The sequence below is a fragment of the Dysgonomonas termitidis genome, assembly GCF_054657735.1.
Genome location: NZ_BAAHYD010000002.1, coordinates 3,470,855 through 3,484,001 on the forward strand (window position 1 = coordinate 3,470,855; position 13,147 = coordinate 3,484,001).

13 protein-coding genes are annotated in these 13,147 nt (G+C 36.9%); 1 reads left to right on the plus strand and 12 read right to left on the minus strand.

Features of this window, described 5'->3' with window-relative positions:
• Positions 1 to 189: 189 nt before the first annotated feature.
• The 9 genes from ACYQ3L_RS18635 to ACYQ3L_RS18675 form a co-directional block, all read right to left on the minus strand.
• Complete coding sequence (locus ACYQ3L_RS18635) at positions 190 to 858, minus strand: hydrolase (RefSeq protein WP_379994383.1); 669 nt, start codon at positions 856 to 858, stop codon at positions 190 to 192.
• 376 nt (positions 859 to 1,234) lie between these two features.
• Positions 1,235 to 1,717: a DUF4625 domain-containing protein gene (locus ACYQ3L_RS18640; RefSeq protein ID WP_379994384.1), complete on the minus strand. Its 483-nt coding sequence runs from the start codon at positions 1,715 to 1,717 to the stop codon at positions 1,235 to 1,237.
• 45 nt (positions 1,718 to 1,762) lie between these two features.
• On the minus strand, positions 1,763 to 2,863 hold the full coding sequence (locus ACYQ3L_RS18645) for a DUF4625 domain-containing protein (protein WP_379994385.1): 1,101 nt from the start codon (positions 2,861 to 2,863) through the stop codon (positions 1,763 to 1,765).
• A gap of 59 nt (positions 2,864 to 2,922) precedes the next feature.
• Positions 2,923 to 5,268 (minus strand): TonB-dependent receptor, encoded by a 2,346-nt coding sequence (locus ACYQ3L_RS18650; protein WP_379994386.1) that lies wholly within the window; start codon positions 5,266 to 5,268, stop codon positions 2,923 to 2,925.
• Positions 5,269 to 5,673: 405 nt separating this feature from the next.
• Positions 5,674 to 6,093 carry a Fur family transcriptional regulator gene (locus tag ACYQ3L_RS18655; protein ID WP_379994387.1) on the minus strand — a complete coding sequence of 140 codons (420 nt, stop codon included), beginning with the start codon at positions 6,091 to 6,093 and terminating at the stop codon, positions 5,674 to 5,676.
• Between the two features lie 241 nt (positions 6,094 to 6,334).
• Complete coding sequence (locus tag ACYQ3L_RS18660; RefSeq protein ID WP_379994388.1) at positions 6,335 to 6,577, minus strand: hypothetical protein; 243 nt, start codon at positions 6,575 to 6,577, stop codon at positions 6,335 to 6,337.
• A 127-nt stretch (positions 6,578 to 6,704) separates the two neighbouring features.
• Entirely contained in the window at positions 6,705 to 7,109 is a 405-nt protein-coding gene (locus tag ACYQ3L_RS18665; RefSeq protein WP_379994389.1) for a group III truncated hemoglobin, read from the minus strand.
• Between the two features lie 84 nt (positions 7,110 to 7,193).
• A complete protein-coding gene (locus ACYQ3L_RS18670) occupies positions 7,194 to 7,805 on the minus strand; it encodes a metallophosphoesterase (RefSeq protein WP_379994390.1) in 612 nt (203 codons plus the stop codon).
• Between the two features lie 199 nt (positions 7,806 to 8,004).
• Positions 8,005 to 9,051, minus strand: a complete 1,047-nt coding sequence (locus ACYQ3L_RS18675; RefSeq protein ID WP_379994391.1) for a DNA topoisomerase IB — start codon at positions 9,049 to 9,051, stop codon at positions 8,005 to 8,007.
• A gap of 210 nt (positions 9,052 to 9,261) precedes the next feature.
• Between ACYQ3L_RS18675 and ACYQ3L_RS18680 the strand changes: the two genes are divergently transcribed.
• The gene (locus ACYQ3L_RS18680) at positions 9,262 to 9,948 is read left to right on the plus strand and encodes a DUF421 domain-containing protein (RefSeq protein ID WP_379994392.1); all 687 of its coding nucleotides are present in this window, start codon (positions 9,262 to 9,264) and stop codon (positions 9,946 to 9,948) included.
• Between the two features lie 352 nt (positions 9,949 to 10,300).
• Here the strand turns inward: ACYQ3L_RS18680 and ACYQ3L_RS18685 are convergent, their stop codons facing one another.
• The 3 genes from ACYQ3L_RS18685 to ACYQ3L_RS18695 form a co-directional block, all read right to left on the minus strand.
• Positions 10,301 to 10,894: a hypothetical protein gene (locus ACYQ3L_RS18685; protein ID WP_379994393.1), complete on the minus strand. Its 594-nt coding sequence runs from the start codon at positions 10,892 to 10,894 to the stop codon at positions 10,301 to 10,303.
• Positions 10,895 to 10,922: 28 nt separating this feature from the next.
• Positions 10,923 to 11,807, minus strand: a complete 885-nt coding sequence (locus ACYQ3L_RS18690; protein WP_379994402.1) for an RteC domain-containing protein — start codon at positions 11,805 to 11,807, stop codon at positions 10,923 to 10,925.
• A gap of 470 nt (positions 11,808 to 12,277) precedes the next feature.
• Positions 12,278 to 13,147, minus strand: coding sequence for a lysophospholipid acyltransferase family protein (locus ACYQ3L_RS18695; protein ID WP_379994394.1), 870 nt, complete (start codon positions 13,145 to 13,147; stop codon positions 12,278 to 12,280).

Genomic DNA, 13,147 nt, shown 5'->3' on the forward strand with positions numbered 1-13,147 from the left:
GATATATTAATGTTCCTATATCTTTTTTCCGTTTGTTTCCGGATCTTGGCAGCAGTTCCGCATTTCGGCAATATTTATCCTTTCATTCCCAATGCAGTAAATGACTTTTAATATTTCCCTGTATAAGGGATAATTAAGTTAATACATTATAGCTATCCGGGATAAGTACATTTGTCATCTTTAACTTATCTACAATCTCTCTCTGTAGTCATCCATAATTGCTGAAAACAGTTCTCCTGTCGTAGGCGGTGTATATGTAATCAAATTAGCTCCGGCTTCAATCGTACGGAGAATACTTTCCGGAGTAGGTCCTCCCGTTGCTATTATAGGAAAATCGGGATGGTTCTTTCTGATGTTACGAACAATGTTTGTCGTGTTCGAGCCTCCTGAAACATTAAATATAGATACTCCCGCCTCCATTCTCGATTCAAAGTCTTCTTTTTCAGATACCACCGTTATAACAATCGGGATATCCAGCCTCGCCTTCATTTCAGAAATCAGGTCGTTGGGTGCAGGCGCATTCAGAACTACGCCATAAGCACCGTTTAACTCCGCATTAATTGCGATATCAATCGAGCGCTGCCCGCTTGTAATGCCTCCTCCTACTCCACAAAACACAGGCGTAGGGGAAATTTCTATAATAGCCTGATTAATTGCAATCTGAGGTGTAAAAGGATAAACCGCGATCACCCCATCGGCATTGTTATTCTTAATGATAGCCAGATCAGTAGAAAAGACCAATGATTTCAATCGTTTACCGAAGATATTAATACCACTCGCGTTGTATATTTCTTCCGGCATTTTGATCGGTTTCTTACGCAGTACCGATTCAATTACTGGGATAGATATTTTGTTCATAAAGCATAAGTATTATCAATTTTAAATCCTTTATAAAAATAAAACCCGAATGTGATAAGAGATGTTTATTCGGGTGGTCTGTAATAATTACTTATTACTATTTATATAGAAATTTTCACTAAAATGGCTGCCAGATAAAAAAAAGCCTATCATAATGAGAGAAGTATCCTCATTATGACAGGCATAACGGACAGGTCTGTATTTATAATGTTTTTTCTATTATATACATAAGTTTTTCAGAAAACGCCTCGTATTTGATACAGAGGATGATTTAAGTATGGTTAGTAAGCTTTAGATGGAAAGTCAGGGTAAATTGATAAATAAGTAAAATCCGGATATTTACTGAAATATCCGGATTTATGCTAAAAAAACGGATTCAATTCCGGCTTCTTATCTTTAAACTTATCGCTTTCAATTGTTGCCAACCCGCTTTATCAGTCAGCCGGACCATAAAATGATAATCTCCGGTATCCACATCCTCAGGAATAAAAATTTCATTATTAGCTTCAAAGGTATTTTTACCCGAAGGAATAGAAAAATCCTGATTATAGACAAATGCCTTTACAGGTGTCTTTTTCGGGTCCAAATCACATTCTGCATCATCTGTACTATGCGAATGATGATCAAAATTATTATGAATTTCGACATTATAATTACCTAATTCCTGATTATCTGCAAATACAGCCCTGAAAGGGAAACTTTCCCCCCGGTACAAAATCATACAGTTTTGCGGACAAGCATTATTGAAACTCATATCTATGGAAGGCTTCTCCATATCCAGGCTGTCTTCATCGTCATTACCGCAAGCCATAACAAGAAGACAACCGAGGCTGTATAGTATAATCTTTTTATTTATCATATCTTTGCTTTCAGTGAATAGCCATTATTCAAAACTACTTCCTATTTATGCTCCTGTAATGGTCAGCTTATCTTTTACTGCTTTGCTTGCACCCTTCGTATCATTGATCCTTATTTCAATAACATACTCTCCGGCTGTAGCTCCTGTTGCTTTCATGTGTTTGTGGAAAGTATATTCTTTTACATCACCTGTAGCAAACTCATCTGTATATGTTTCATTTAAGACATAGATAGCAGGTGTTTCCGGTTTATAGATACGGATACGGATTGATTTTAACGGATCTGCCGCATTCACATTAAACTCAGTATGAATGTTAGATGCTATTGCTGAATTGTTGTTTCCTATTTCTAAAGCGGATATGGCAATCTCTGTTTCCTTAATCTCAATATCCATTGATTTTTCTACAGATTTTCCGTTTTTATCATATACCTTGAAATGAAGATGGTAATCTCCTGCAGGAGCATTGTCAGGTATAAGTATATGTTTATGAAAATCATTCAATTCTGTTTCACCGGCACATACATAAGTAGTATCGAGTTCAAAGGCTGCAACCTCACCTTCGCTATGCATTTCTACAAATACCTTCTCTATTCCATTTTCTGCTTTGATTGATGCTGCTGTTACCACAGGCGCAGTTCCGATATATCCTGTCTTATTATCAGGAAAATCGTGCCCTGCACCAAATGCAAATCCATCGATTGTTATCGATACTTCTGCTTCTTTAAGGGTTAAATCAGATTCAGCAGAGGCAGTTTGTCCAAATTGATCTACTACAAGCAGGTGTAAATGATATTTCCCGGCCGGAGCATCCGACGGAATATCCAGGTGTTCGTGAAAAGTTGCATTTTTATTTCCTATATATTTAGAATCTGTGTAAACTTTTCCAAACTCATAGCTACCGTCGACCTGGTGAATTTCTACCTCAATCTCCTTAATCAAGCCTTCTGCTACGATTTCAGCTTCGATATGCGCATCTGTCCCGATAATAGCCGTTTTGTCATTCGGAGAATCGTGTCCGGAACCCAGTTCAGAAATCTGAATTGTCGGTTTGGCCGGACCCTCGTCATCGTTATCACTACAAGATGAAAAAACGAGTAATGACATGTTCAAGAAAAGGATTGCTCCCCATAATAATTTTTGTTTCATAACATTTAAGAAATTTAGTGGGTTGTGTACCCGGTTAAAAAATATCTAAGCTCATAACATTAAAAATTATATCCCACCATGATTGAGATATTCCGTCCCGGTTCAGGAACATCTATCAGCCGGTAATAACTTGTATGATCGTAATATCTCTTATTTAATATGTTTTGTCCTTGCAAGCGTAATTTTATCTTGTTCCGATTTATTTGCCAACTACGTCCCAGCGACATATTTATTAATTGATACCCTTTTGTTTTTTCTTCGGGAGGCACTATTCTGTTTTGAGAGCCTACCAGCCTGTATTCCAATTGAATCTCTCCATCTGTACCGAATATTTTATTAGAAGGGTGATATGTAACCGAAATATCGGCTGATAAAGGAGGTGAAAAAGGCAGCGTATATCCTTTTTTATCGCCCGATAGTTGTTCTGCATACAAGTATTCGCCTTGTATCCCCAAGGTGATTTGATGGGTTAGTTTGTATTCCAGACTAGTTTCAAAGCCATACCTCATAACTTTCGCTTGTGTATAATAATACATTTGCAGACCCTCATAATATTCGAATGTGGGATTCAGATATATGTAATTTGGGAAATAATTCAGATAAGGTTCCAACCGGATATCCCAAATATCATTCGTCCAGTTAATACCCATATCTATCTGATAAGATTCTTCCGCATTCAGGTTCCTATCTCCTTTTTCATAGCGGAATATGTGATAATTCACCCCGTCAGATCCCAATTCTTTAGGAGTGGGAGCCCGGAAACTTTTCCCTATATTAGCCTTTAACATCCAGTTATCTTTGTCGTAATTAATTCCTGCCGACCAGATAAAGCTGTTGAAATCCCTTTTTAGATTTACAGCCCGCTCTTTATGTACCAAATCTCCATTTTCTACAGGTGTTTCGTACCAGTCGTGATAACTATCAATCTGTACCGATGTCTTGTCTATACGGACCCCGGAATTAACGATCAAATCTTCGGATAAAAAATAACGGTCATAGAGGAAAGCTCCTGAGCTTGTTACCTGAAAATCCGGGATAATAAAGCCCCACCCACCTCTTAAATTATGCTGATGTTCCAGATTAATACCTCCCTGCAAATTGTGCTTGTCCTTTATAGGCAGTTTAAATAAAATATTGGATGTGTATGTGTTTTTATTAAATTTACGCTCCAACGCATCGGGCGGTATAGGCATGTATCCATGTGACACAGGCTCCGACAATTCTTTTCGAAGATTGTTCTGATAAGCAAAATTACCTTCAATATTCCATGCTCCCAGTTGCAAGTGGGAGTTATTGATTACTTTAAAATGGTTCACCGAATGATAGGGCAAGTCAATATCTCTGGAAGATCTGTCATAATCGATATCAGACATGCGTACTTCAAGCCCATGCGCATCAGCAAAGAAGCCGTTCTTTGAATATACATCCGAAACCAAAAGATTTGACCGGAAATTCTTATCTATAAAGCCCAGGGTAATCCCGGCATTTTGATCCTTTCCGGCTGTGTTCCGTAATTTTTTATCTTTAAGTTTGATATAATAGGAATAGTACTGTATGCTATCAGTAGGGACTTTGTAATCACCATAATCTACATAGGTAGCATTAACTTTATAATAAAACTTATTGTTCCGTCCGGCTATCTGACCCGAGAAACCAAGCGATTCATTATTGCTTCTTCCATAGAAATTTATATTTCCTTCGGTTTTAGCTGAAGGAATATAATTATTACGTAAACTGATTACTCCACCGATAGCATCTCCCCCATATAGCAACGAGCCAGGGCCTTTCAGGATTTCAATATCATCTATTGAAAACTGGTCAATCTCTAAACCATGATCTTCTCCCCATTGTTGCCCTTCGTGTTTAATACCATTTTCAGTGACCATCATCCTATTAAATCCAAGCCCTCTGATCGCCGGTTTGGACTGACCTGAGCCGATAGTCATCGCCCTGACTCCCGGTATTTTTCCCAGGCTTTGCATCAGGCTTCCCGAAAAATTATTTTCGATATATGACTTATCGACTTTAACGAGATTCTGAGATGATTTTATTTGAAGGTTTCTCTGACTATCCGCACTTATTGTAACCTCATTCAACTCTATATCATTCTTCTTAAGAATATAATCCTGATGCATCCTATCTCCAATGCTTAATTGCATTGATATCGGAAAATATCCCAATGCATCAATATGGATCGTTATAGCCTCCGATGTTGATATCATAAGCTCAAAGAAACCATTCCGGTCACTTTGTGTTGTTATGTGACTTCCTGCTACAAAAACAGATGCAGCCTCTACCGGCAGTTTTTCTTCAGACATAACAAACCCGCTTATTTTCAATGAAGATTGGGCCGAAGCACTAATATTGAGAAAAAAAAGTATTAAAAGAATATAAGTGAATTTCATTTGTTTTTATAAAATGATGTATTATTTCTTCGGATGACTTCCATACGGATATACTTTTTATCGCATATGTAATATCAATACAAATGTAATAAAAATTCATTTGCAACAATGTTGCAATATAAATTTTATTACATTTATTGGAAATTTTATTAGTATGGGAAAAATATTAGCAACAGAAAAACATGCAACATCTTTATAATAAGAATATTGCATCCATATCACCGGATACTGTATATAAAAAGGTAAACATATACTTATGACGGGATCTGCTGACGGAGAGAAAGCAACATCACTATATTTGCTACCGGGTTAGGATAGTAACGTTCATGCAAGTGGTAAAAGTGTAGATTTCGGGCTAATACTTTCAGAGCATCAGCCGCTAAAATATGAAGAGAATACTATATTTCAATTTCTCTTAATTTTCAGACAATCAGGACAGATGCCTTCAAGCAATATTTGTGCGGAATCAACCTGATATCCGGCAGGTAAATGTAAATTCCTGTCTAATAAAGAAGAATCCAAACACGTAACTTTATCACAATAAGTACAATGAAAATGAGGATGTATCTTTGATAAAACCAGTTGGCTGCTTAAGGCGTATTTTACAGCAGTATTATTCAACACGATGCGATGTATCACCCTTGCTTCTTCTAATGTTTTCAGTGAACGGTAAAAAGTTACACGATCAAATAAATCTAAAAATGCATCTTTTATTTCATTTTCGGTTAAGGCCGTATCATCGCTCTCAATCAATTTATCTATAATACATTTACGACAAACAGTCTTTTTAATTCCATGTTGTTTTAATATCTGTTCTGCATTCATAGTTATTGTTTTTACAAAAATAATAAAAAGACCAAGACAAGCCTCCTGAATATGTAAGAGATATAATAATTAGGAAGAATAATATTACGGGGAAGACAGGTCATAAGGATGTCTTTTCCTGATGTGGTTATTTACAACCGTATATCCAATACTCTCATACTAATCACAAAGATTATTCTAAAAACAGGTCTGATATTCGGACAGAATGAAAATTATAGATTGAAAGAATTCTTATTTACTGTTAATCCTTATCTAAGGAAAGAATGGTGGAACCATGAAACCGGAGCAAAGTCTTTATTTTATCCGTTAATTCCGTAATATCAGCATCCGCAGCAGCAGTAAAAGTGAATATGAAAGAATATGGATTCTCATCATTCAATTCAACCAACGAAATACCTGTAAATTTTGAAGTCTCTTCAATGATAAGAGATGTCTTGGCTTTAATTACAGGATTTAAAGCTTTTATCTTAATATTATGCTCCACAATGTTCTATTTTGGCGTAAAGCTATAAAATAATCTCCTGGTAAAGAGTTAAAATGTCTTTTTAAGTTTTAACCGAAAAGTTAATTTTAGCATAGCCTATTAAAGCAGATGAGGTAATTCACCTCATTCATTCTGGATTGCGAAGCGTATTTCCTGACTTATTATGAAGGTATTCCAACTTACCCTGAAATATATCAGCTATATTGCAGGCCCTATTTTTAGCCTCATTTGCAACGGGACCGGCAAAGAGATTATCTACTGTTTCGGTAAAAAGAGACAACCATCTGTCGAAGTGTGTTTTATTTATAGGTAATTGTGCATGAGGGGGAAATGGGTACCCGAAATACGTCTGTTCTTTAAGTAAAATACTTTGCCAAAAAGAATGCAGCTTGTTGAGGTGCTCATCCCAATGGTTTTGTATCTTATCGTTAAATATAGGCCCTATCAGATTATCTTTCCGGACTTTACCATAAAATGTATTAACCATTTTCTTAATATCATTTATATCTTCAATATCTTTAGCAGGTGTCATATCTGTTTGTCTGTTATACGAGAGTTAAATTATTCATTTTATCAAAGATAACAAAAAGAAATCATCGGATGTCTATATCTGATTTTAGTAGTAATTGGTTTTCTTAAAAATCTGGCTTTCTGACTGAATTCTCATTATATCTTTCAGATTATGGAAAGATACCGGTTCGAAATTGTTATTATCAACTCCGACATCATATTGGGAAGCAAATAATCTGGTCTTCAATGTACCGAATTCAGCCAAATCTCTTGTATGTAAATGCCCGAAAAGGTGCCACGATCCTTTAAAAGATCCCTGCCAGTCCAGCAGAGGATAATGGCATAATACCATGTATAAATACTTGAATGTGACATCATCCTGTAATCTGATGTACAGCATGTCATGTATTTCATCGAAAATAGATAACAATATATTTTCCGGATAATTGGAATCGTGATTTCCTCTTATTAATATTTTTCGGCCATTTAACCGGGTAAAGATATCTACAATACTGGTTTTATCGCAAAAGCCGATATCCCCGAGTACGAATGTTAACCCGTCGGGAGGAACAACCCTATTCCAATTATGAATAAGGCCTTCGTTCATCTCTTCGATATTCTCATATGGTCGGTTGGCAAATTTTATAATCCCATCATGCCCGAAATGGTGATCTGAAGTAAAAAATATTTTATTTGACGACTGATTTATTTTTTTCATCTGAAATTCATCTATTGCACTTTACCTTATTTTCGATCTATCCCTTATACTATTTACTTTTTATCTAACCAAAGTCCTCTCTCTCATTATACAAATATTCCATTTATAGTTAGACTGAGTAAATTTCAAAATGCAAATATAGAGTCATATTTCGTTTTAATTGTATCTGTTAATCTTTTATACTCTTATACATGGAAAATTATCCTTTCTCTAAAATGGAAAGTATAATTCTCTCTTCTTTTGTCAGGGCTGTCAGGCTATCCCTTTCTTCCGCTATATCGAACTGGTCAAAATATTCCTGAAGTGAACCGCTTTCGTATAAGCTTATAATAAGCGGATGTACATAATATTTTCTACATACGGCATGCGTATTCCCTAAAGATACAGCTACCTTATCGAGCGCTTCTACTACTTTTTTCTTTTGTTCCGCCTGCGTTTCAACCAAACCTGATTCCCTGAGTGCTAAAAAAGCGTTGACTGTTCCGCCCCATGTGCGGAAATCTTTCGAAGTAAAATCTTCTCTGCCGATTTCTTTTATATAGGTGTTCACCATTCCCGAATCAATAGTTTTACGTTCCCCGTCTTCATCATAATACTGAAACAACTCCTTACCCGGAATTTCTTTACATTGCTGAATAATCCGTGCCAATTTCGAATTTCGCAGACTAATATCGTGGTACACACCTTTTTTACCTTTAAAGGAAAATATTATTTTATTTCCTTTTACATCTGTATGCCTATTTTTTAGCGTTGTAAGCCCAAACGAACCATAAAGCTTTTCGTAACTGCTATTTCCTACCCGTATGTTAGTACGCTCCATCAAACTAATTACCAACGCCAATACTTTTTCCCGCGGAAGTCCGCGGAGTGCAAGATCTTTTTCGACACTCGCTCTTATTTGAGGTAAAGCATGTGCAAATTGTATCATGCGGTAATATTTACTGTGGTTTCTCAGTGCCACCCACACAGGATGATACCGGTACTGTTTCCTCATTTTAGAGTCAATCCCTGTAGCCTGAAGATGCCCGTTTTCCAACGCGCATATCCAGACATCTTCCCAGGCAGGAGGAATCACCAGTTTCTTGATCCTTTTCAGCACCTTTTTATTGTTCACTTCTTTTCCTTTCAAAAAGTACCGAAACGTTTTCCCCTGCCTTTTGCGTATTATTCCCAGCTGATGATCGGAAATATACACAAGATCAACAGCCTTTACCGTTTTTAGGGGATCATGAAGTATATTTGCCATTTTCGCTGGCGATATTTTTTGAACAATTTTATCGGCCATCTCTGGTTGTTGTATAAATGATTTATTCGAAGAGTTTTTTTTTATATAAAACGTTCCTGATGACGGCTTGGTTCAACAGCATACGTATCCGTTAAATCAACATTAAACAATTATTTCTTATCTATTGTTAGAAGTAAAACCTTTGGATTTTAATTTAATAAAGAAGAAACAATGAATTGGCAAAACATTTTATTCGGTACTGAAGACTTTATTTTCCTTGCTGAAATAGCAATCCGTTCCCTGATAATGTTCATCCTTCTTTTTGCTGGTCTGCGCGTCACAGGAAAACGGGCTGTGAAACAACTATCTATATTTGAACTACTAATCATTATTGCCCTAGGCTCTGCTGCGGGAGACCCTATGATCTATAAAGAGATTGGCATCGTATATGCTCTGGTCGTATTTATTATCGTTTTCCTTTCCTATTGGCTCATTACTAAATGGATCGAACGTTCGGAAAAAATGGAAATCATCCTTGAAGGAAAACCGTATTGTATTATCCATGAAGGGAAAGCATCGAAAGAATCATTAGAACATAGGGAACTGGCAATGGATGAATTCTTTTCAGTACTCCGACACCAGCATATTTTTCATTTGGGGCAAGTGGAAAGTGCCATATTGGAAACAACCGGTGAGCTAAGTATTTTATTCTATAAATCACCTGATATAAAAGCCGGATTACCCATATGGCCGGACTATCTGGAGAAGAAAACCAAGCAAATAAAGCATTCCGGCACATACGCCTGTACTCATTGTGGATATACAAAAATAATAAACGCGGGTGAAGTCAACAGATGCCAGTATTGCAATTGCAATGACGAATGGGTAGAAGCTGTAAACGGAGATCGCGAAAAATAAGCTCAGGAACCATAATTAAAGGAGAACCTCTGACAAGACAAGACTACAATTTATTGAACAATTTACCGGAACAGAAATAGAAAAATTGTAATAAGCATTATAAGAATTTACCCCTGATGTCTATTTTTTTTATCTTTGTGGTAGTCTGAGGATATTTAATTGACTATCAACTTATTTTGAAGATTCTCGCATGAAACGGGCAGTAGATAAGTAAGTAGAAAGTGCTTAGATGCACTTAGTTTTTCATGCTTTCAAATAACTCTGTTATCCATTTGCAAAGATAGGATTTATATATTAATTAGCAAATGATTGAAATAGTTTCTTTCAACCATAAATTAACACAAAAGGCACTTCAACTCGGAAAGCCTTTTGTGTTAATGGTGCTATTAAAAATTATTTCCTTTACCCTTTTCTGGGAATAACATTTTGTCCCGTCCGGTGAAAGGAAGAAATCAAATGTTTCCATTGCCCTCTTATTCGTTATCGGCTCATCGACGGAATAAGTACAACGAACAACAATCGTTAAAATATCGCCTGCATCCCTGTTCTCGTACTTTGCCAGTTCTTCAGGGACACTTTTTCTAAGAGCTGCAATCTGTTCGTTTGTTTTGTCAATGCTGGACTGATACGAGTTTATCATCGTTAGAGACGGTCTGTTGGCGGCTTTCGCTTTTTCTAAGTTTTCAGTAAATAAACTGACTGTTTTTTCAAGCGAGGCCATTTGCTTGTCCCTCTCATCATTAAAATTGTCTGTGATTATTTTAATACTGTCAGCAACGGTTACGCGGCGTACTTCTTCCAGTTTTTCCGCTTTGAAATGCATATCCAATTTCGTACCTCTGCTATTGGTTTGTACGAAATCGGCAATCACTTTTTCATAGGAACTCGTTGTTCCTCCACAGGAGAACAACAATACAAATAATGGTAATAATAAAATTCTCTTCATAACCTTAATTTTTGAAAGTTCACTATTTTCATTTTCCGTCCTTGTCTTTACCCTTGTTTTTGTCTTTTCCACCCGGCTTAAAATTTTCCATCCGTTTGCGTATTTCTTCCCGTAAGCGATCAAGGAATGGTGTCGGATGGTTTCGGATACGCATATCATAGAAATTACGGGCTATATTGTTACCCAATTCGATATTAAACACGCTCTCAAAATATGCTGCTATCTGTATCAGTGGTATTTTTCCGTTGTTAAAGCACCCTTCGGTATCCAATGCGTAGATCAGCTCTATCAGGTCGGTCTTGCTGCCTGTCCAAGTTAGTTTAACCTTCGGGAAAGAGGTGCTGTTGGGCTTTAACATATAGCTGTCCAACAACTCCAACTCCGAAAGAAGATACGCCTGCAACATATCGTTTGCTATAATTTTGGCAACCTTAAAATCTGCGTTGGTTGAAAACTGCGGATCGCGTTCGTAATAGAATGTTTCAAGATATTGCTCAGTGTCGGGTTGGCCGCGAACAAAATAGGCAGCATCGAGGTACGTTGCGCCGGAACGGTAATAACGGTAAAAATCCAGTATCTTATCGTTAAAATCCTGAATAACGTCCAGTTTCCTTTTTAGATATTCCTTTTGCGCCTCCACGCTGGCAACTGGACGGTGCATTTCGATATTATATACTTTCCTGTAATAAATTAGATGGCAGAATATCTTGGGTTTAACCTCTTTAAAAAACAATATTTCCTCGTCCTCGTCCTGAAATTGATATGCTATGATAAATTCCTTTAACTGGTCAAAAGCATTTCCCAGGACATGAGAAGCATCGAGAGATTTTTTTAGGATATTTTTATCTTCGGCCTCGATCTGCTGAATCCTCAGCCTAATCTCTTTCTGTAGTTTTTCGACATAATTTATCATAATCATGAATTTAAGATTTAATATTTCTATGAGTGTAGTACAAATTCTTACATACCTAATTATCTGATAGATCGAAGACTTCAGGAAGCATCCTAGATTTAGCATTTTGAATTTCACATTTCCCCCTTCCATTTTATGGCAATCCCTATCATAAATCTCCACCTGACAGCCTCGCTTTATCGAAAAGAAGGCATCGGTAACTTCGACAACTATTTTCCCGAAAATCCGCAAGAAAGCTATCTTTTTGCATTGAGAGTTATAGGTTTCTATCCGGCTACCGTTGAGAACCACAAAAAAATCGTCGCCTACGCTTTGTACTTCTTTGCCGGATGATCGCATGGCGGTGATTTTATCGCCCGAAGAATCGTAGGTTTTTATCCAAGAGCCCATGATGTGGACATTCAGAAGATTTTGCGCAAACAAATTTGGTATTAAGCCCAGCAGAAAGTTCATAAGTAATACATATTAATTTATCTTTTCCATCTTTTATGTGTCCATAACCAGCCGTATGGTTCTTCCTTGATATTTTCCGCCAGTAAATCAACATATTTCTGGCTTATTTCTCCTTCATTCGTAGATTCTGCTTCGGAGCATACAGGGATACACGTTACTTTATAATTTCCTTTTGATGGCTGTGTAATATGCAGGTAGATAACTGCCGACCGACTTATACGCGCCAGCTTCTCCATACCCGAAAAGAGATAGGTTTCCTGATTCAACAACTCGAATTTATATTTATCATCTTTTATCCGGGGGCATTGGTCAGACAAAAACAGATAAACAGCAGGGGATGATTTTTGTGTCAGAATATGACGTATAACCGATTTGTCAGGTATTAACTTCATTCCGAACCGTGACCGGAGTTTAATCATTAATCTGTTCATTATGCCCGACCGCAGAGGCTTATAAACGGCATACATATCGTGGCGAAGTTTATAAGGCATAAAATTCAGCATTTCCCAATTACCGCAATGTCCCAAGCAAGCAATAACATTCCGTCCAGCGTTCATGTGCCTGTCTATAAGTTCCAAATTTTCAAACGTTATCTTCTTATCAAGAACCTCTGCCGGAGCGGATATGCTTTTAAGTATTTCGGCAAAGTAGGCGGCAAAACAGGTATAGAATTTCTTTACCACACAGCGAATTTCTCCGTATTTCATATCGGGAAATGAACGTGAAACATTTTGGATTACGACCGCTTTCCTATATCCGATAACATGATAGGCAAGGAAAAAAGCAAATGAAGCCATTGCATACAAAAATGCCATAGGTATCAGGCTTACGGTATAAGCAATACCATAGACACTTTTGTATGCAATGGTTTGTAAAATTTGTTTCAT